The organism is Modestobacter marinus (genome assembly GCF_019799945.1).
GTDB classification, from domain to species: Bacteria; Actinomycetota; Actinomycetes; order Mycobacteriales; family Geodermatophilaceae; genus Modestobacter; species Modestobacter marinus_B.
This window is the reverse complement of sequence record NZ_JABGCH010000025.1, coordinates 1-19,212: the sequence shown is the minus strand read 5'-3', so window position 1 is coordinate 19,212 and position 19,212 is coordinate 1. Positions and strand designations below refer to the sequence as shown.

Genomic DNA, 19,212 nt, shown 5'->3' with positions numbered 1-19,212 from the left:
CACCTCGCGCGAGTCTCCCGGCCGCTCGTCGGCCCCCATCGCCCGGGACAATCCGCCGGGCAGCCCGCTGGTGTGGTGCAGCCGGTGCTGTCGCAGTGCGACACGTGTTCTCGAACGACTGCCCGATCGCCAGACCGGCCGGCAGCCGCACGCTGCCCGCAGCCAGATGGCCGCGTCATGCTGCGCTGTCGACGAGGCGGTGCGCGGCGGCGGCCGCGACGGTGCCGAGGGTGTTCGTGGCCAGGTGAAGCAGAGCCGGCGCGAGGAGGCTGCCACTGCGCAGCCGCAGCCAGCACAGCAGTGCACCCGCGGCCGCGGTGAAAGCGCAGACGCCGAACACGGCCAGGGTCCGCAGCCACGCTGCGTCGACCAGGTCGTTGGCAGCCAGCCCGCTGAGGGTGGGCCGGATGTGCCAGACGCCGAAGAGGATCGCTGCAGTCGCCACCGCCCGGCGCACGGGCAGCACCCGGGCGAGGGCGGCCAACAGCACGCCGCGGAAGGCAACCTCCTCCCACAGGACGGTGCCCAGCGGGATGCGCACGAGAACCTCGACTGCAACGTCGCCGGCGTTCAGGTCGGCGGCCCGGGCATCGGTGAGCAACGGGCGCAGGGCGGGAACCGCCACGGCGGCAGTGAGCGCCAGCGCGACGACGGCGGAGCAGGCGCCTCCCCACCGCAGCCCCGCCCACAGCCGCCCTGGGCTGAGCCCGAGTTCGGCCCAGGTCAGGCCGGTCCACCGCGCGGCCGCTACCAGGACCCCGGCGGCCCCGCAGTTGACCACGACATAGGACGCGGTGGCGCCTGAAACCTGCGGGATGACGACGTTGTTCCAGACGGCGAGGACCCCGACGAGCACGGCGGCGAGCGCCCAGTGCCCGCGGCTGTCCGCCGACCGCGTGGACACGGCTCGAGTCATCGGCGCACCGCCACGGCTCCCTGTGGTTCCCGCGCGGGCGAGGCGTCTAGCACCGGGCGCCGCGGGAACCGGATGCTGCCGAGAACCTGGGCGAGCCGACGTCCTCCCCGGCGGATGAGACGTTGCGCCGGTGCGCGCCGCCCCCGGTCGGCGACGCTGACAGCAGGCCGCCCGGAGAGCTCGCCCACGCCGCAGCCGGCGGCCCGGAGCGGATGCCTTGGGTGCGTCGCCGTCGCGCCGGTGGTTCCGCGGGGTCGTCACCGATCGATTCCCCAACGGCCGGGGTGAGACCTCGTCCGACGCGGGCGACCCGCGCACCGCCGAGTCCGGCCACGCTGGTGGCGCACGGGGGACGACCGGAGGGGCCGGAGATGACCGGAACGGCGTTGGCACGCCGACGGACCGGAGTGGACGTCGTCGTCGGTGTGCTGCTCGTGCTCGCCGCGCTGTACGTCTTCGGCAATGTCGTCCTCGCGACGAAGCTCTCCGTCGTCGTGCTCGGGTGGACGGGGCTGTTCAGCGGTGTGGCGATGGTGGTGGGCACCCTCGTCCGTGCGCGCTCCGGTGCATCGTGGTCACTCGCTGTCGGCGGTGTGGTTCTCGCGGTGCTCGGCCTGTTCCTGCTCCGCAGCCCCGTCGTCGGCGCGCTGACCCTCACGCTGGTCGCCGGGGCGTTGCTGCTCACGACCGGGCTGACCCGGATCTTCGCCGCGGTCGGCGTGCCGGAAGCCCGCGGCCTGCTCTTGGTCAGCGGCCTCATCTCCGCGGCGCTGGGCCTGTTTGTGCTGCTGAACCTGGCGACAGCGACGTTCACCCTGCTCGGCCTTCTGGTGGGGGCGCAGACACTGCTCGACGGGGTGACCCTCCTCGCCGCTGGTCGGCTGCGTCCCACCCAGCCGTCGGCAGCCGAACCGTAGACCGCGGCCGGCGTCGATTCCTCCCACGCCTGACAGTCCCGACCCCCAGCAGGCGGGCGCAGTGGACGGGAACGGCCCCGGCGCCCGCCATCCGAAAGGAGGTAGCCGATGCCCGCTGCCCACCCGGACGCCCCGATCGGTCCGGTCGAGTGGATCGCGCTCGAGTTCGGCGGACCGGCCGGCACGGTTCGGGTCATCGACGCAGTCCTCATCCACCAGTCCGCCACCGGCGGTGTGGCTCGTGCGGAGCTCACCGACGAGGACGGTGCGGCGTTCGGTTCCCTCGACGGGCACGTCTCGAGCCGCTCACGGACGACGAGCTCGGCCAGATCTCCGCCGGCGCGGACCCGCAGACCACCACGCTCGTACTGGTGTGGGAGAACCGGTGGGCCGCCGCATTCAGTGACGCCGTCGGCCGCGTCGGCGGCTACCTGCTCGACTACGACCGGGTTCCTCGGCAGATCGCCGAGCGGGCGCTGGCGACATTGGCGCAGGAGGCGTCGATGTGAGCGGCCGGCTCGCTCGAGGCGCGCCGGTGCGCCTGCGGCCGGCTGCTCCGTCGTGGAGTCTCCGCACCACCGGGCTGGTGATGGCGGCCGTCGTTGTCGTGCTGCTGGGGACGGCGTGCAGCCGGGAGCGCGCTACGCCCAGCGCGTCGACGTCGACCACCTTCAGCCGCAACCTCGACAGCGTCGACGGACAGGCCGGCACCATCCGGCTGTTGCACGTGTACCTGGCCTCGCCCGGCGAGCGGGGCACGACCCACATCGCCGGCGCCGGCGCCGAACTGTTCTTGACGCTGGCCAACACCGGTGACGCGCCGGACACCCTGATCGGCGCCAGCAGCGAGGTCGCCGGGCAGGTGCTGGTCCGGGACGGGGACGCGGAGCCCACGCCACAGCTGCGGGTCGAGGTGCCGCCGGGTGGGGTGGCTCCGCTGCGCCTGGACACCGGCCCGCACCTGGAGCTGGTGGACGTGGCCGAGCCGCTGCGCAGCGGCACGCGCGTCTCGATCACCTTCGAGTTCCAGTCCTCCGGTTCGGTGACGCTGCCCGTTCCGGTGGCGGTGTACGACGGGAGGCCGCCGACGCTGCCGAGTGATCCGGCCCACCCGACGTGAACGACACGGGCGGTCGACACGCGTGCTGATCGTGGCACGGATCCAGCTCGGCGGCTCAAGCCTCGGACGGCGCGGTGCCCGGGAATCCAGCGAGTTCACCGAGCGGGTGCCGTGCAGCGGGGTGGGACGGACCCCTGCGCTCCGCTACGACCGCGTGCCGCTCGAAGGAAGCACGAGCTGCCCCGGCCACGCCCTCGCCCGGCCTCGTCCGAACCGGACGAGCTCTGCGCTCGGGCGGCGCAGCCGGTGCGCAGCACACCGGTTGCGCCGGCGCCGGCCGTTCCCGGTCTGGGCGGGCCGAGGCCCGGGTCCGGGTGGCACTCCATCCGCTGCGGATGACCCGCAACGCGGCCCAGAAGAGCAACGTCGTCAACGTGAACGGAAGGCTGAGGCGTGTCGTCGCGGCGCTATGAGTTCCGGATAGCGGGCCACCTGTCCGAGCGCACCCGCGGTGCCTTCACCGACCTGGGCGACATGGCCGTGGAGGACGCTCCTCCGGAGACGGTCATCTCCGGCGAAGTGGTCGACGACGCGCAGCTGCACGGCGTGCTCGCCCTCATTCGGAGCTTGGGCCTGCGGGTCGTGTCCCTGCACGAGATGCCCCGCTGACCTCACGGTTCGCCGGCGGGAAAGAGCAGTCCGGTGCCGCGGGCCTGGTCGACGGCCTCGCGGCGGGAGTTGACGCCAAGCTTGCTGTAGATGGCACGGACGTGCGTCTTCACGGTGCTGTGCGACACCGACAGGTCGGTGGCGATCTCGTCGAACGACCGCTGGGACGGCAGCAGTCGCAACACGGCCCGCTCACGGTCGGTCAGTCCAATCGGACGAGCGCCGCCGCCGAGCGCCTGTCGCGCGTGCAGGGCCCGGAGCGCAACTGGTTCGCGGGACCCGAAGCTGCCCAGCAGACTGGTGAGCAGGTCGATGACTTCGACCGGGCCGGAGGCCAGCGGGCGCAGCACGTCCATCGCCTCACACAGTTCCAGCGCGCGGTCCAGCGCGGTGCGGGCCTGTTCTCGGCGCCCGCCGAGGTGTGCGATGCGGCAGTCGAGCACCCACGCCTCAGCCACCGCCCAAGGCAGATGCACCGGCACCGACCGGTCGAGCAGGGGCTGGAGCGCGGCGGCGGCGGCGGCGAGCCTGCCCATCGCACCGAGCCGGTGCGCCCGCATCAGCGCCACCTCGCCGCTGTCACCCACGGCGTGCTCGGCCCATGTCAGCACGGTGCGGGCGAGATCCTGGCGGCCCGACAGGGTCGCCGCGCGGTGCTCGAGGACGGCAAGCAACGCGCTCGTCGTCGTCATCCGGGGATGGTCGGCGGTCGCGGCGCGCGCGTGCCGCAGCTGGTCGAGGCCCTCGGTGACGCGGCCGAGCTCCACCAGCGCCGCTCCACGCAGCGCTCGGGCCGTCGCCGCGGCCGCGTTCACCGGTTCCTCCGGATCGTCGCCGAAGGCGAGCGCCGGACCCAGCAACTCCAGGCAGGCGTGGGGCCGAGCGTTCAGCAACGCCCCGTATGCGCGCAGGATCGACGACAGAGCCGCCCCAGCCGTGGCCGTCCAGTCGACGCCGGGCAGCACCTCATCGGCCTGTTCGGCGAACTCGACCATCTTGCGGTAGTCCCCGCGGGTGCCCTCGATCGACGCCAGGACCGTCAGGCCCCGGGCGACGAGGTACCCCTGCCTCGAGCGACGGGCCCGATGGACCGCCCCCTCCGCGATGACGCGAGCCTCGTCCTGACGGTCGACGGTCACCAGCGCCAGCGCGCGGTCGAGGTCACCCATCACCGCCAGCCCGAGGCCGCCCTCATCGAGTGAAGTCAGGCCCTCGGTGACGTCGACCATGACGGCCGGGTCACCGGTGAGGCTGACCCGCCGCGCACGGACGAGCTCCCGCAACCCGATGAGTTCGGCCGCCGGTTCGGCTGGCCACGCCGCATCGGCCTGGGCCAGGTGGCCATCGGCCGCGCCCAGCGTGCCGCCTTCGATGTTGACGAGGGCGGCGACGAGCGCGAGCCAGGGATCGACGGCCACGTGCCGGTCGCCGAGTTCCTCGATGGCCTCTCGCAGCGCCCGGTGCGCGCCGTCGGCCACCAGTGCCACGGTGCTCTGCCGCAGGAGCCGGGCCAGCCGACCGGGATCGCCGGACCGCCGCGCATGCGCGACGGCCGGCAGCGGCTCACCGGCCGCCGCGTACCAGTCGGCGGCCTGACCGTGCAGGTGCACCAGCCGGTCGGGCCGCCGGCGCTGCAGGTCGGCGAGCAGGTGCGAGCGGAGCAACGGGTGGATCCGGTACCAGATCCGGCCCGGACCCGAGCTGAGGATGAGGGAGGTGTCGCGCTCGAGGGTGTCGAGGACTTCGCCGGCGTCCGGACGACCCGTCAGCGCCGCAGCGAGCGAGGCCGACAGCGGATCGCAGACGCTCACTGCCCGCAACAGGTCCAGCACGTCGGCCGGCAGGCACGCGAGGATCTCACCGACCAGGTAGTCGGAAACGGCACGACTGTCGCCGGCGAAGTCGGCGAGGAACCGGTCGGGGTCGTCGACCTCCCGTAGGGCCATTGCGGCCAGCCGCAGCCCGGCGGCCCATCCCTCGGTCTGCTCGACCAGCAGGCGCAGCTGGTCGTCGCGGACCGCGACGTCGGCCGCGGCCAGCATCGCCCCCGCCTCCGGGACCGAGAACCGCAGCGCCTCAGCTCGGATCTCGCAGATCTCCCCGTGCAGCCGCATCCGTCCCAGCGCCAGCGGCGGATCGCTACGTGTGGCCATCACCAGGTGCAGGCTCGGTGGTCGATCGCGGACCAGGGAAGTCAGACCGTGCAGGGGGTCGGGGGCGGTCAGCTCGTGCACGTCGTCGAGGACCAGCGGCACCGGGCCGGGCAGGAGGTCGACAGCGTTGACCACCGCGGCGAGGAACGTCGGGTCCCGGCTCGGCCGGGCCGGGACCCGAATCGCGCGCAGCTGACTCCCCTCGGGCACCAGCGCGCTCGAGGCCAGGGCGGTCAGCACGGCCGACCAGAAGCGGTGGTCGTCGTTGTCGTCGGCGTCCAGCGACACCCACGCGGGTGGGGTCGGACGCCGGGATGCCCACTCGGCCAGCAGCAGAGTCTTGCCGTACCCGGCCGGAGCGCAGATCAGGATGACCTGGTCCGAGGTTGCGGCCTCCAGCGCCTCGGTCAGTCGGGAGCGCGGCACGTGACTCTCGGGCAGCCGGGGCGCCACCGTCTTCACGTGCGGCACCCCCGGGCGCCCCGCGCCCGTGCTGGAGCCCTCTGCAGGGCCACCGACGGCCATGGCACGTGGCAACGTACCGCCCCGGGAACGACCTCGACAACGGCCGTTGCCGCGATGAGGACCCGACATCTGGACGTGGCGCTCACACCTCATCCGCAGCGGGGGATCCCAGCCCCGGAACGCGTGACGATGCTCCGGTGGTTGCACCGGAGCGAGCGGAGGACCACGACGATGACCCAGCCGATGATGGAGCGCAGGCGGACGGGCGTCGACCTCGTCGTCGGCATCCTGCTCATCCTCGGGGCGCTGTTCCTGCTCGGGAACGTCGTCCTCGCGACCGCGCTGTCGGTGCGCGTACTGGGATGGACGGCGTTCGTCGGCGGTGTCGTGCTGCTGGTTCGCGCGTTCGTCGGCACCCGGGCCGGCGCGTCATGGCCGTCCGCCCTGGGCGGCGTCATCCTGGCGGTGCTCGGGCTGTTCATGCTCCGCAACCCGGCCATCGGCGCGCTGACCCTAACGTTGCTGACCGGGTCGCTGCTGCTGACCGCCGGGCTCACCCGGCTCTTCTCCTCCCCGGGCACGACGGACGGCCGCAGCCTGCAACTCCTCAGCGGCCTCGTGTCCGCGGCCCTTGGTTTGTTCGTGCTGCTCAACCTGACGACCGCGACGCTGACGATGCTCGGTGTACTCATCGGCGTGCAGACGCTGCTGGAGGGCGCGACCCTCGTCGCGGCTGGCCGGCTGCGGCCCATGCCCGCTCCGCCGCGGGCGCCGGTCAGCCCCCGAGCGAAGGGCCGCTGAGTCCGACCGGCCGCGGCGGGCCGTGCGGCCCGGACCCTTGTGCACAGCGGCGCCGACGCGACCGCTGAGCTGGCCGGCCGGTGCCGAGCTCGAACCGGAGGAGGTCAGCAACCCACGACGCCTCGGCTGCGCGCCACCCGTTGCCGGAGGCGAGCGGGAGAGGCGGCCCGAAATCGGCGCTGGTATCGGGCTCCTCCACCGGCGTTCAGCGTCGCCGGAGAGGCCGCCACCGGTCCCGTCTGGGTCAACGGACTCGCGCGGCTCGGTACACCTCGCCCCCGAGCAGCGACGGCAGATCCACTGCGACGGCCGCGGTGGCTTCAGCCGCCGATGTCGGCGCGGGCTGGTCCCCGCCGCCCCCACCGATCGGCTCCCGTCAGCGGCCGAGGCCCTCGAGGACGTCGACGATCAGCCGGGTGGCCCCGCTGGACAGGATGGTCACGGCGATGGCGGTCAGCAGGATCCCGGACAGCCGGTCGAGGAACGCCGCCGTCGAGGCCGACGCCCGCCGGTGCACGTGCGCTGCGGCGTACACGGTGATCGCGGTGACCGCGGCATAGGCGACCCCCGCGACGGACAGGCCGACGACGTCCCCGGTCGAGTCGGCCTCGGCGCGGAAGGCGACGAAGAAGGCGAAGGTGGTGCCGCCCACGGTCAGCGGGAAGGTGACCGGCACGAACATGTGCTCCCGCCGGGCTCCCGTGGCCCTCCGGTTGTCGACGGCGGCCCCCGGCGCGTCGGCCGGCCGAGGAGCCCCCCCGCCGACCTTGGCTTCTACCTCGGCCGGGGTCGGGTGTTCGGCGGTGCCGCGCATCAGCCCGACCCCCTCGTACAGCAGGGCGATGCCACCGACGGTCGTCAGGGCCGCGGTGCTCAGCCCGAGCACCTCGAGTAGGGGCTCCCCCACCCAGAGGGCCACCATCGAGAAGGCCACCACGTTGACGAACAGGCCCAACGCGAGCCGGCGCTAGTCGGCCGGACCCAGCCGGCCGACGACCGGGAAGTAGGACGGCAGCGCGGCGATCGGGCTGTACAGCGCGAACAGTGCAAGGAAGAGCAGCAGCGGCTGGTCGAACAGGTCCATCGCCGGTGCTCAGAAGTCGACGGGGTCGCGGATGATCGGGCAGGTCATGCAGTGGCCGCCGCCCCGCCCGCGGCCGAGCTCGGCACCGACGATGGTGATGACCTCGACGCCGGCCTGCGCAGCGGAGCATTGGTGGTGGTGTTGCGGTCGTAGGCGAACACGACCCCGGGGGCGGCGGCGACGACGTTGTTGCCGCTGTCCCACTGCTGGCGCTCGCTCTCGTAGGCGTCCCCGCCGGTGGGCAGCACCCGCAGCGCGGGCAGGCCCAGCGCGTCGGCGACGACCGCGGGGAAGGGCTCTCTCTCCTCGGTGACCTCGACCGGGTCCCTGTCCCCGGGGCGGAGGGAGAAGGTGTGGATGCCGTCGACGATGTCGGCGAAGGCGGTCGCCAGGTCCCGGTCGGCGAGGGTGAACACCGTGTCCAGGTGCATCGCCGCGCGCAGCTTCGGCATGCCGGCCACGATCACCCGCTCGGCTGCCTGCTCGGCGAACAGCGCGGCGGCGAACTGGGTGATCCCCTGCCGAGAGGTGCGCTCGCTCATCCCGACCACGACCGCGCCGTTGCCGATCGGCATCACGTCGCCGCCCTCCAGCGTCGCCAGTCCCCAGTCGCGCTCGGGGTCGCCCCACCAGACCCGGGCGCCGGAGAAGTCCGGGTGAAAGGTGTAGATGGCCTTGTACAGCAGCGTCTCGTCGTGCCGGGCCGGCCAGTACAGCGGGTTGAGGGTCAGCCCGCCGTAGATCCAGCACGTGGTGTCGCGGGTGTAGAGGGTGTTGGGCAGCGGGGCATGAGGTACTCCCGGACGCCGGTGGACTCCCGGGCCAGGGCCACGTAGCCGGGGCGGAAGTCGGCCGGCAGGTCGGCGGTGGACAGGCCGCCGATCATGAACTCGGCCAGCCGCCGGTCGTCGAGTTCCTCGAGGAACGCGCGAGTGTCCTCCACCAGCCCGAGACCGACCTCGTTGGCCACGATCTTGCGGTCCAGCAGCCACGTCCGCGCCTCGGGGACGGCCAGCGTCTCGGCCAGCACGTTGTGCAGCTCGACCACCTCGATGCCGCGCTTGCGCATCTTGGCCATGAAGTCGAAGTGGTCGCGCCGGGCGTTCTGCACCCACAGCACGTCGTCGAAGAGCAGGTCGTCGCAGTTGGTCGGGGTGAGCCGCTGGTGGGCCAACCCCGGCGCGCACACCAGTACCTTGCGGAGCCCCCCGACCTCGGAGTTCACACCGTGCGGCGCGGCCGGCGGCACCGCCACCGGAGACGAGGACGTCGCAGTTCCGGTCATCGCCCGCACACACCTCGATCGAGGTCCGACCCGTTGCTCCTGCCAGTGGAGAACGGGCGCGGCTGCGGAGGGCCGGGCTCGTTCACCCGCCGACCTGCACCGGCATGAGCAGGGTTGCCTCACCCCAGTCGGCTGGCCTCCTCCGGTGGAGGTGAGACGTCCCGCGCCGGCGGTCGCGCGCCGCCGCTGCGCGGCCCGGTTCGGCTGCCGCAGCAGCGCCACGCCGGCCGGTCCGCGCCACCGACGACCGTGAGGACCAGCACTTGCCGGAGCCGCCGGGGGTTGCCCGGCCCCGACGTCCGCCGCTGCCGGTACCTCTCATCTCCGGCAGGTGAGGCCGGGGCGGGGGGCCGGCCACACGATGCCGCTGAGCGCATCGAGCGCCACGGAAGGAGCTCCGATGTCCACTCTGAGCGTGTGGCGCTTCGACACCCCCGACGGTGCCGAGAACGCCGTGAGCACCCTCGGGGAGCTGTCTCAGCAGAGGCTGATCACCGTGCACGACGCCGCCACCGTCTCCTGGCCGCCCGGCGCGAAGAAGCCCAAGACCCGTCAGCTGCAGGACCTCACCGGCGCCGGGGTTGTCGGCGGAGCGTTCTGGGGGATGCTGTTCGGCCTGCTCTTCCTCGTGCCGCTGCTCGGCGCCGCCATCGGCGCCGCGGCCGGAACGCTCACCGGCCGGTTCACCGACGTCGGGATCGACGACACGTTCATCAAACGCGCCCGCAAGGAGATCACCCCCGGCACGTCGACGCTGTTCGTGCTCACCTCCGACGCCGTCCGCGACCGGGTGCAGGAGGCGTTCGCCGGCGAGCGCGCCGATCTGCTGTTCACCAACCTGTCCCAGGAGCAGGAGGACACCCTGCGCGCGGCGTTCGCCGACTAGGCCTCAGGCACCGCGGATCCCGTCCGGTGACTGCCAACCGACCACCCGCGTGCCCCACCTGCGGGGCTGAGGGGCGGTCCCGCTCAGGGCATCGCTTGGGCTCCGGCACGAGTGATCGGGATCCGAGGAAGGAACCGAGATGGCAGATGATCGGCGCTTCGCAGACGACCGGGAGCTCGAGGAGGTCAGACAGCGGCTCTCCGGCATGCGTGCCCGGCGTCGCCTCGGCGACGTCCCGGAGACCAAGCGCAGGGAGATGGTCGAGCGGAGCCTCGACCTGGGTCTGCCGGCAGCGCCGTCGATCAACGACCGGGACATCTCGCTGTTCTCGCGGGGCCTGGACCCGATGTTCGCCGGGATCACAACCTTCCTGAAGAGGCCCTACGTGGAGGACATCCGCGCCATAGGGAGACATGACGTCGCCGTCGTGGGCGCACCTTTCGACATGGGCACGACCTACCGCAGTGGCGCTCGTTTCGGGCCCCAGGCCATCCGCCGGATCTCCGCGCTCTACGACTCCTACAGCCCGGACATCGGCATGGACCTGCTGGAGGAGATCAGCATCGGGGACGCCGGTGACCTGTTCGTCATCCCGTCCAACATCGAGAAGACGTTCGACCAGATAGACCTCGGGGTGTCCCATATCCTGGACGCCGGTTGCTTCCCGGTGATCATCGGCGGCGACCACAGCATCGGGTATCCGGACGCCAAGGCGCTCGCGAGACACATCGACGGAAAGCTCGGCATCGTCCACTTCGACCGCCACATCGACACCGCAGAGACCACCATGGACGAGCGGATGCACACGACGCACTGGTCGCATGCCACCAGACTGCCCAACGTCCCGCCCGCGAACCTCGTGCAGATCGGTATCGGCGGCTGGATCGGCAACCACTCCGGGGTCAAGGTGGCCCAGCAGATCGACACCACCGTGATCACGATGTTCGACGTCGAGGACCTCGGCATCCGGCGCGCCATGGACATCGCACTCGAGATCGCCTGGAAGGGCGCCGACGCCGTGTACCTCTCCTTCGACATCGACGTCGTGGACCCTGGCTACGCCCCCGGAACCGGAACCCCCGAGCCCGGTGGCATGACGCCCCGCGAAGCGCTCGCAGCGGTCCGGATGGTCGCGGAGGAGGGGCTGGTCGGAATGGACCTCGTCGAGATAGCGCCGCCGTACGACCACGCGGACATCACCTCGCTGCTCGGCGCGCGCATCGTCATGGACACCCTCGCCACGCTGGTGCAGCACGGTCACCTCGGCGCCCGGCTGACGGCGGAGGAGCGGGCACGAGCGGAGCAGGAGCGGAACCGGGCGGCGGGCATCGACGCGGCTCCGTCATGACGAGGCCGTTCGCAGCAGCGCGCACCGGACGCGCCGCTGGATGCGGGTGTCGGAGATGCCCGGCCACCAGGCGTGCGACGGTGCTGACCACCCGTTCCCCGTCCCCGTCCGTCGTCGTCCGGTGCCGCCGGACCGACTCCGCCCCGCCCATCAGGGCCGCGGGGTGGCCAGCATGACAGTGCCGCCGGCGGTCGAACGGCAGACCGAGCCCATCCAACCGCCCCTGCAGACACCAGAAACCCGGCCGGAGCTCCTTCAGCCGCGGCGGTGGCCGAGGCTGTCCCTGCCGGGCTGCTGGGCGGCGGTCCTGCTGGTTTGCGCGTCGCTCACCCCGTCGCTGCTGCCGCGAGAGGGCGTCGCGCAGGGTGTGGTCAGCGGGATCAGCGCCGCGATGGGCTACGGGCTGGGTGTGCTGGCCGCCGCAGTGTGGCGGGCGCTGGCCGACCGCGGCCCCCGCCCGCCGCGCCGGTGGTCGTGGCGCGTGTTCGCCGTCGGCGCGGTGGTGCTCGGCATGGTGGTCTTCGTCCTCGGCCGGCGGTGGCAGGGAACGCTGCGCGAGCTGATGGGGATGCCGGCCGAGCCGCTGGGGCGGGCGCTGCTCGCGCCGGTCGTCGCCCTGGTCGTGTTCGCCGTGATCCTCGGGGTGTGCCGCCTGGTTCGTGGCGCGGCGCGGGCGATCGCCCGGCTGCTGTCCCGGTGGATCGGCCCGTCCGCCGCCCGGGCCCTCGGCGGGCTCGCCGTGGCCGCGGTGGCGGTCCTCCTGGTCAGCGGGGGGGCGGTCGACGGGTTGCTCGCCGCTGCCGATCGGGCGTTCGCGCTGGAGGACCAGGAGACGCCCGCAGGCGTCGAGCGCCCGACCAGCCGGCTGCGCTCGGGCGGGCCGGGGTCGCTGATCGGCTGGGACAGCCTGGGCCGGGAGGGCCGCACGTTCGTCGCCGGCGGCCCGTCGGCCGCCGAGATCGGCGCTTTCACCGGCACGGATGTGCCCGAACCCATCCGCATCTACGCCGGCGTCGCCACCGCCGACGACGTCGGGGCCAGGGCGCAGGCCGCCGTGGACGACCTGGAGCGGGCCGGCGGCTTCGACCGGGCCCGGCTGGTGGTCGCCACCACCACCGGCCGCGGCTGGCTGGACGCCGGCTCGCTGTCGGCACTCGAGTACATCGCCGTCGGCGACTCGGCGGTCGTCGCGATGCAGTACTCCTACGTCCCCTCGGGGCTGTCCTACCTCATCGACCAGGACCGGGCGCGGGCCGCCGGGCGAGAGCTGTTCGACGCCGTGTACGAGCGGTGGACGGCGTTGCCCCCCGGTGACCGCCCGGAGCTGTACGTCTTCGGGGAGAGCCTCGGCTCGTTCGGGGCGGAGGCGGCCTTCAGCGGGGAGTACGACCTGCGCAACCGGGTGACCGGGGCGATGTTCGTCGGTCCCCCGAACTTCAACGCCCTGCACACCGAGTTCCGCGACGGTCGCGACCCTGGCAGTCGCGAGATCGAGCCGGTGTACCGGGACGGGCGCACGGTGCGATTCAGCAACGAGATCAGCAGCGGCGCCCCGCCGGCCGGTGAGCCGTGGACCGGCACTCGGGTGCTGATCCTGCAGCACCCGTCGGACCCGGTCACCTGGTGGAGCCCGTCGCTGCTGCTCGATCGGCCCGACTGGCTGGCCGAGGAACCGGGGCGCGACGTCCTGCCCGAGATGACTTGGATACCCCTGGTCACGTTCTGGCAGGTCACGCTGGACATGCCATTCTCCACCGACGTGCCCGAGGGGCACGGGCACCGCTACACCCGCGAGTCGGTGGACGCCTGGGCGCTGCTGCTCCGCCCCGCGGACTGGACGCCCGAGAAGGCCGACCGGCTGCGAGCCCTGATCCGGTGACGACTTCGGTGACCGCGCTGCAGCCGGCCAACACGGCCGGTCCGGCCTCGATCCCCGAGGTCGGCCACCAGACGCTGCTGCGCACCTACGAGCCGGTGCTGCGGTTCACCGAGGGGGAGCTGTTCCTGCCCACGCCGGTCGCTCCGTACGTCGCGCAGTGCAGCCTCCGGGCGGGCGGACCGGATCGCAGCACCGCCCCGCTCGTCCCTGCTGGCCGCCTCACCCTCGACCGGCTCGGCGAGCTCGGCGAACAGCTCCGCGACCGACCGCTGTACCTGCGCTACGTCCAGCAGCCGATCACGGGGGCAGAGGTGCGGGCGTGGCGGCGCCAGACCCGGCCCCGACTGCGGGGTACCGCGCGGCTGGCCGCCGTCGGCGTGCTCGCCCGGCTCGTGGACGTCGTGCTCCGGCTGTCGCTGCTGGTCCGAGGGCGGGTGCCGCGCGGGCTCGTCGCCGCCGCCGAGCGGCTCACTTCCGCGTACGCGACGCCCGACAGCTGCCCCTACTACGGCCGTGTCGTCACCGATGGCGGCTACACGATCTGCCAGTACTGGTTCTTCTACGCCTTCAACGACTGGCGATCCACCTTCCAGGGGGTCAACGACCACGAGGCCGACTGGGAGCTGGTCGCCGTCTACCTGGCCGGAAGCGGTGGCCAGGTGTCCCCGGCCTGGGTCGCGGCCTCCTCGCACGACCATCACGGCGCGGTGCTGCGGCGGCGCTGGGATGACCCCACGTTGCGCCGCGAGGGAGATCACCCCGTCGTCTTCCCCGGCGCCGGCTCTCACTCCGGTGCGTTCGTCCCCGGCGACTACGTCATCTCCGTCGAGATCCCGACGCTGCGGCGCGCTCGTGACGCGGTGCGGCGTTGGCTGCAGCGCGCACCGTCGACGTCCAAGGGGTTCGCGATCCCGTTCGTCGACTACGCCCGGGGCGACGGGGTCGCCGTCGGTCCCGGGCACGCCCGCACGTGGCGGCCGGAGATGATCGACGACGAGACACCCTGGGTCACCGGGTTCCGCGGCCTCTGGGGACTGGACACCCGGGACGCGTTCGGCGGCGAGCGGGCACCGGCCGGACCCCGGTACGAGCGCTCCGGCGAGGTCCGCCGGGCCTGGGCCGACCCGCTCGGCTGGGCTGGGCTGACCACGGTGGCGCCCACGGCGACCGAGGAGCACGCGGCGCTGCGCGCCCGGCTGGAGGAGATCGCCGATCGCCTCACCGTTCTCGACGATGCGATCGCCGCGGAGCGGACGGCGCTGCGCGGGCTGCGCGCCCAGGCCCGCTCGCTCGGCGCGAGCGCCGACACCCGCCGCCTCGAGCAGCAACGCGCAGCCGAGCTCGGCACCAGGGAGGCGGGGCTCACCGCGATGACGGTCGAGCGGACCCGGCTGCTCGAGGAGCGCGCCGTGCACGCCTCGTTCCTCGCCCGACCACCGGATCCGGGACCACCGGACGCGCACCTGCGCTCGGTCTCGCTGCCCGGCACGGTCCGGCAGCACACCGCCTTCCTGCGGCTGTGGGCCGCGCTGAGCACACCGGTGCTCATCCTCGGCATCGGCGTGCTGCTCACGCGCCCGAGCCTGGTGACGCTGTCGGCGTTCGCCTCCTTCCTCGCCGTCGTCGCCGCGGTGGAGGCCGCGGCACGGGGCAGGATCCGACTGTTCCTCGTCGTCCTCGCTGCGGCGGCCGTGGGCGTAGGGGCCGCGGTGGGTGTCGTCCTCGCCCTGCTGAGCAACTGGCAGGCCGCGCTCGCCGTGCTGCTGGCCGTCACCGGGCTCGTCCTGCTTGCGGTCAACCTGCACGAACTGCTGGGCAGCACGGGACAACGGAAGCGCACCCCTCCCGCCGGCTCGGACCGGTCATGAGGGCCGGGCGATGACCACAGTGCTCGGCGAGGTCACGCCTCACGCACTCGTGATCGCCCTGTCCCCGCTCGGCGTCATCGTCGCGATCCTCCTGCTGTTCCCCCCGGCGCCGGCCGGTGGCTGGCGCCTACTGACCGGCTGGGCCGTCGGGATCGCCGTCGCGACCGGGCCCGTCGTCGCGCTCTCCCATCGGTCATCGAACTCACGGACGAGCCTCCCGCCTGACCGCCATCGCCGTCACCATCCTGGCCAGCGGCGCCACCCGGCTGGTCGTCGACGTGCTCGAGGGCCTTGGCCGTTGACCGGGGTACGACTCGGCCGCGTGGTCCCGTCCTCGAGCCGATCGATCGGGTCACGTAAAGTCGGGCTGGGCGAGGGTGAACCGGGCCTCGATGGAGGCGTGCACCGTCTGGGCGACCGGCTCGACGGCGAAGCCGACCTCGTCGGCGACGCTGCCGATCGAAGCCGCGCGGAACTGGCCGGCTTCCGCGCCGGGCGACATGCCGTCCGCCGCCAGGGACAGTCCGGTGTCGGCAATCTCGACCAGCCCGGTCAGCCGCGAGCCGGCCGCTGTCGCGTACTCCTCGGCGCACCTCCGCGCTTCCCGAACCGCTTCGGTCCGTGCTCGCCGATGGGCGTCGCTGTCCTGCCTCAGCGACCAGAAGGGCCCCTCGATGCTCACCATGTCCCGGTCGGCGAGACGCAGGAGCAGGTCGCCGACGACGGTGAAATCGACGATCGTGACCGTCAATTGCATCTCAGCGATGTAGCCGGTCACCCGCTCCGTCGGCTTGTCGCCCTTGAAGTGCGGGCGGATCCACAGTGGCGCATTCTCGACAGACTCGACCGCCGCGCCGTAACCGGCGAGCACCTCACGGGTCTGCTCGACCCGTCGGGTCAGTTCGCGCAGCACCAGCGCACGGTCGCCGTGGCGGGCCCCGACGCTCACGTGCACGCGGGCGACCTCCGGGGGCACCTCTGCGGTCCAGTGCCCGCGGACGGCGACGGTCGGGGTGACGGTGGCTGCGGCGGAGGCGCTCATGCCGGTGGATGGTGCGGCCCGTCGGTGTCCCACGCAACGGTCACATCCGCCGGCGGGAAGCTGGCCGCAGTCGCCGACCCGCGCGCCGAGACCCCCCGCTCAACCCGGCGGGCGTGGCGTGAAGGGCAACCGTTCGACCCCGCCCTTCTCCACGATCATCGCCGAGCCGGCCGGCACCTCGTGCCACAGCCCAGGTAGCGCCACGAGCGGTTCCGAGACGACGACACGGGACTCGGCCGAGAAGTGCGCGAAGCGCTCCTCGGCCGGATACAGCGCGCGCAGGGACTCGACGTCGGCGCTGTAGTAGAGCGTGTTGACCTCCGGTCCGCTGGCGTAGCGCACCGCGAACAGGCGCTCGCCGTCCATGACGCCGACCGTCATCTGCAGCGGCTCACCGATCCCGGCAGCGGCCGCCAGTGACTCCACGAACCCCGCCATCCGCTCGAGCGCGGGGATCGGCTCCTCCCGCAGCCCGAAGGTCAGTGCGAGGTGGAACATGACCTCTGAGTCAGTCGTCCCCTCGATGGCGGAGAAGAGGTCTGGGCGCACGGCCAGCACCATGTCTCGCCGCAGCCGGAGGTAATCGGCGATGTAGCCGTTGTGCACGAACATCCAGCGCCCGTGGCTGAACGGGTGGCAGTTCGTCTCCTGCACAGGCGTGCCGGTCGCCGCCCGAACATGGGCGAGGAACATCGGCGACGAGATCTCGGCCGAGAGCGCGCGGAGGTTGCGATCGCCCCACGCGGGGGTTGCGCTGTGGAACAGGGCGGGGACGTCGCGGCGGCCGTACCAGCCGAGGCCGAAGCCGTCACCGTTGGCGATCGAGGCGTCCGGGGCGTGGCGCATGCTCTGTTCGATGAGGGAGCGCTCCGGGTCGTAGAGCAGCTCCCGGGGCTCGATCGGACTGCCGAGGTACCCCAGCCAACGACACATGGTGATCTCTCCTCTGATCTCGTGACAGCCGCCCCGCGGACGCGGCCCGCCGACCGGTGGTGCTTCGCCTCGTGGTCCTGGGAGCCGCGGTGACGTCGCGGGGGCACTTCGTGCAGGGACACGACGTGCAGGCCGAGGGCCTGGATCGATGCCAGCCCGCCGTGGAGGTATGCCTCATCGACGACCTCGCCGTAGGCGATCGTCTCCGGTGGCACGTCGACCAGTTGCATGTCCGGGAAAGCGCCGCGGGTCCGTTCGAAAAGGCGCCCCGCCACACGGAACTCGCAACGTGACGACACGGTGGCGTCCCCCTCTCGGTCCCTTGTCCGTCAGCGTCGCGGATCGAGCATGCGCGCGCCTCGTCCGGCCGAGATGGAGCGCCGAAGGGGAACGGCGTTCCCAATCAGACCCTCCGGCGGCGAGCCGGCGCGTCCACAGGTCCGCGCGGCGCGACGCGGCCTCGCCGGGTCGGAGAACTCCTCCACTGCGGAGGAGGCACCGGGGCAGGCGGAGGGGAAACCTGCGGTCTTCCGCGTGCAGGCCCCACTGGCGCCCTCCGAAGGGCAGAGCAGATCGATGGACGAGCCGCGCACCGGTAGAGACCGCACCACAGGAGGAGGCAACCCATGACAGCAGTCAGCCGATCACGGGCCCGGTCGAGTGGATCGCGCTGGCGTTCCCCGGCCAGGCGCTGAACGCCGCGATCGCCCCGGCGCTCGCCGAGCTGGTCGACTCCGGCACCGTCCGGGTGCTCGATGCCGCCGTGCTGTACATCGCCACCGACGGTCGTGTCACTGAGGGGAGCTCGAGAACGAGGACGGCGCTCCGTTCGGCGCGGTCGACGGCGATGTCCTCGAGCTCCTCAGCGACGAGGACCTGACGCAGATCGCGGCCACTCTGCAGCCCGACACCACCACGCTGATGCTGCTCTGGGAGAACCGCTGGGGGCCGCGTTCGGCGACGCCGTCCGGCAGGTGCACGGCACCGTTGTCGCCCACGACCGCGTGCCTCGGGGAAATCTCGACAGCGCCCTGGCCGCCCGGGCGACGCAGGTGCCGGAAGCGCGGCGGGCCGACGAGGCGCCGACGATGGTGGAGGTGCCGTCATGAGGGGCAGGCTGGGACGCGGCCGCGGCGGACCGGGGCTGCTCGCTGGCGTCGACCAACTGCACACCCAGCTGACCAAGCTCGGCGAACTCCGGCAAGCCGGGCTCCTCACCGACGAGGAGTTCGCCACGCAGAAGGCCCGTCTTCTCCAGTCCTAGGCGGGGGGCTCGCTATTGATCCCGGGCGACCCGGACCGGGGCGGCGACGTGCCAACGCCCGGCGCGGATCGCCGCCGGTCACCACCGACGCTCCCCCGCCGGGCGTCTGCGGCCCACAGGCCCGGGGGTCTGCGGATGGGTGTACGAGCACACCGGCGGCAACGGCAGGAGAGCGTCGGTGGCCGACTGGCTGGTCGGCCGACCACTGGGGATCGGCGGCGTCCTTCTCCTCGGCTGGGCGCTTCGCCTGGTCATCCGCAGGCTCGTGCACCGGGGACGTCAACCGGAGGCTGGCAGGCCGGCCGATCATCTCGCTGACCACCGACGCGGGGTCTCCATCCCGCGGCGGTCTCCCCTCGCGGAAGTCCGCGCGCCGCGAGACCCGCGCCGACGCGATCGCGGCCGCGGTCACCAGCTCGCTGTCTACTGCTTACCAGGCGGGGAGCACGGTCTACGAACTGGGCGACCGGTTGGAGAGGCCACCGGACGGTCGGCAAAATACTCACCTGGAATGCCGTCCGCAACAAGCACCCGGGTTACCCGCCGACGACATCGACAAGACTGCACGGCACTAGTGCTGCTCTCCGTTGAAACGTCGGGGGTCTGAGGGCCAGGCGGTGGGGTCGTTGAGGTAGAGGCCGC

General features: G+C 72.6%; 16 protein-coding genes and 1 pseudogene. 10 read left to right on the top strand and 7 right to left on the bottom strand.

The window, feature by feature from the left end; all coding sequences use genetic code 11:
• Positions 1–175: 175 nt before the first annotated feature.
• Positions 176–916, bottom strand: coding sequence for a CPBP family intramembrane glutamic endopeptidase (locus HK417_RS18460; RefSeq protein ID WP_222269353.1), 741 nt, complete (start codon positions 914–916; stop codon positions 176–178).
• 371 nt (positions 917–1,287) lie between these two features.
• Here HK417_RS18460 and HK417_RS18455 point away from each other — a divergent pair, with 371 nt between their 5' ends.
• The 4 genes from HK417_RS18455 to HK417_RS18440 all read left to right on the top strand — a co-directional run bounded on the left by HK417_RS18455 (position 1,288) and on the right by HK417_RS18440 (position 3,562).
• A complete protein-coding gene (locus HK417_RS18455; RefSeq protein ID WP_222269350.1) occupies positions 1,288–1,833 on the top strand; it encodes an HdeD family acid-resistance protein in 546 nt (181 codons plus the stop codon).
• Positions 1,834–2,204: 371 nt separating this feature from the next.
• Positions 2,205–2,342, top strand: a complete 138-nt coding sequence (locus tag HK417_RS18450; protein WP_222269346.1) for a hypothetical protein — start codon at positions 2,205–2,207, stop codon at positions 2,340–2,342.
• Positions 2,339–2,953: a copper chaperone PCu(A)C gene (locus tag HK417_RS18445; RefSeq protein ID WP_222269343.1), complete on the top strand. Its 615-nt coding sequence runs from the start codon at positions 2,339–2,341 to the stop codon at positions 2,951–2,953. Before HK417_RS18450 ends, HK417_RS18445 begins: the two co-directional genes overlap by 4 nt.
• A gap of 393 nt (positions 2,954–3,346) precedes the next feature.
• Positions 3,347–3,562, top strand: coding sequence for a hypothetical protein (locus HK417_RS18440; RefSeq protein WP_222269340.1), 216 nt, complete (start codon positions 3,347–3,349; stop codon positions 3,560–3,562).
• A gap of 2 nt (positions 3,563–3,564) precedes the next feature.
• Here the strand turns inward: HK417_RS18440 and HK417_RS26565 are convergent, their stop codons facing one another.
• On the bottom strand, positions 3,565–6,177 hold the full coding sequence (locus tag HK417_RS26565; protein WP_308123695.1) for a LuxR C-terminal-related transcriptional regulator: 2,613 nt from the start codon (positions 6,175–6,177) through the stop codon (positions 3,565–3,567).
• Between the two features lie 234 nt (positions 6,178–6,411).
• Here HK417_RS26565 and HK417_RS18430 point away from each other — a divergent pair, with 234 nt between their 5' ends.
• The gene (locus HK417_RS18430; RefSeq protein ID WP_222269337.1) at positions 6,412–6,981 is read left to right on the top strand and encodes a DUF308 domain-containing protein; all 570 of its coding nucleotides are present in this window, start codon (positions 6,412–6,414) and stop codon (positions 6,979–6,981) included.
• 376 nt (positions 6,982–7,357) lie between these two features.
• Here the strand turns inward: HK417_RS18430 and HK417_RS18425 are convergent, their stop codons facing one another.
• Both HK417_RS18425 and HK417_RS27000 read right to left on the bottom strand, forming a co-directional pair.
• Positions 7,358–7,936 (bottom strand): MarC family protein, encoded by a 579-nt coding sequence (locus HK417_RS18425; protein ID WP_222269333.1) that lies wholly within the window; start codon positions 7,934–7,936, stop codon positions 7,358–7,360.
• Positions 7,937–8,074: 138 nt separating this feature from the next.
• Positions 8,075–9,350: pseudogene (locus HK417_RS27000) on the bottom strand (arginine deiminase).
• Positions 9,351–9,750: 400 nt separating this feature from the next.
• Between HK417_RS27000 and HK417_RS18410 the strand changes: the two are divergent.
• From HK417_RS18410 to HK417_RS18395, 4 genes are all read left to right on the top strand, one after another.
• On the top strand, positions 9,751–10,236 hold the full coding sequence (locus HK417_RS18410) for a DUF1269 domain-containing protein (protein WP_222269327.1): 486 nt from the start codon (positions 9,751–9,753) through the stop codon (positions 10,234–10,236).
• A gap of 139 nt (positions 10,237–10,375) precedes the next feature.
• Positions 10,376–11,584 (top strand): agmatinase, encoded by a 1,209-nt coding sequence (gene speB / locus HK417_RS18405; protein WP_222269324.1) that lies wholly within the window; start codon positions 10,376–10,378, stop codon positions 11,582–11,584.
• A 172-nt stretch (positions 11,585–11,756) separates the two neighbouring features.
• Positions 11,757–13,463 (top strand): alpha/beta hydrolase, encoded by a 1,707-nt coding sequence (locus HK417_RS18400; RefSeq protein WP_222269321.1) that lies wholly within the window; start codon positions 11,757–11,759, stop codon positions 13,461–13,463.
• Complete coding sequence (locus HK417_RS18395; RefSeq protein ID WP_222269318.1) at positions 13,460–15,331, top strand: hypothetical protein; 1,872 nt, start codon at positions 13,460–13,462, stop codon at positions 15,329–15,331. Before HK417_RS18400 ends, HK417_RS18395 begins: the two co-directional genes overlap by 4 nt.
• A 352-nt stretch (positions 15,332–15,683) precedes the next feature.
• On the opposite strand, the gene HK417_RS18390 is transcribed toward HK417_RS18395, so the two are convergent.
• The 3 genes from HK417_RS18390 to HK417_RS18380 form a co-directional block, all read right to left on the bottom strand.
• Positions 15,684–16,373 (bottom strand): SIMPL domain-containing protein, encoded by a 690-nt coding sequence (locus tag HK417_RS18390; protein ID WP_222269315.1) that lies wholly within the window; start codon positions 16,371–16,373, stop codon positions 15,684–15,686.
• A 99-nt stretch (positions 16,374–16,472) separates the two neighbouring features.
• Positions 16,473–17,306 (bottom strand): class II glutamine amidotransferase, encoded by an 834-nt coding sequence (locus HK417_RS18385; protein WP_222269312.1) that lies wholly within the window; start codon positions 17,304–17,306, stop codon positions 16,473–16,475.
• A gap of 636 nt (positions 17,307–17,942) precedes the next feature.
• Positions 17,943–18,101, bottom strand: a complete 159-nt coding sequence (locus HK417_RS18380; protein WP_222269309.1) for a hypothetical protein — start codon at positions 18,099–18,101, stop codon at positions 17,943–17,945.
• A gap of 310 nt (positions 18,102–18,411) precedes the next feature.
• On the opposite strand from HK417_RS18380, the gene HK417_RS18375 reads away from it, so the two are divergent.
• Positions 18,412–18,570, top strand: a complete 159-nt coding sequence (locus HK417_RS18375) for an SHOCT domain-containing protein (protein ID WP_222269306.1) — start codon at positions 18,412–18,414, stop codon at positions 18,568–18,570.
• The last annotated feature ends 642 nt before the right edge of the window (positions 18,571–19,212 follow it).

What these genes read in the sequence shown, in the direction of transcription:
- HK417_RS18375 (WP_222269306.1), top strand. Translation starts at nt 18,412, where the DNA reads ATGAGGGGCAGGCTGGGACGCGGCCGCGGCGGACCGGGGCTGCTCGCT.
- speB (WP_222269324.1), top strand. Translation starts at nt 10,376, where the DNA reads ATGGCAGATGATCGGCGCTTCGCAGACGACCGGGAGCTCGAGGAGGTC.
- HK417_RS18400 (WP_222269321.1), top strand. Translation starts at nt 11,757, where the DNA reads ATGACAGTGCCGCCGGCGGTCGAACGGCAGACCGAGCCCATCCAACCG.
- HK417_RS18390 (WP_222269315.1), bottom strand. Translation starts at nt 16,373, where the DNA reads ATGAGCGCCTCCGCCGCAGCCACCGTCACCCCGACCGTCGCCGTCCGC.
- HK417_RS18460 (WP_222269353.1), bottom strand. Translation starts at nt 916, where the DNA reads ATGACTCGAGCCGTGTCCACGCGGTCGGCGGACAGCCGCGGGCACTGG.
- HK417_RS18385 (WP_222269312.1), bottom strand. Translation starts at nt 17,306, where the DNA reads ATGTGTCGTTGGCTGGGGTACCTCGGCAGTCCGATCGAGCCCCGGGAG.
- HK417_RS18410 (WP_222269327.1), top strand. Translation starts at nt 9,751, where the DNA reads ATGTCCACTCTGAGCGTGTGGCGCTTCGACACCCCCGACGGTGCCGAG.
- HK417_RS18430 (WP_222269337.1), top strand. Translation starts at nt 6,412, where the DNA reads ATGACCCAGCCGATGATGGAGCGCAGGCGGACGGGCGTCGACCTCGTC.
- HK417_RS18455 (WP_222269350.1), top strand. Translation starts at nt 1,288, where the DNA reads ATGACCGGAACGGCGTTGGCACGCCGACGGACCGGAGTGGACGTCGTC.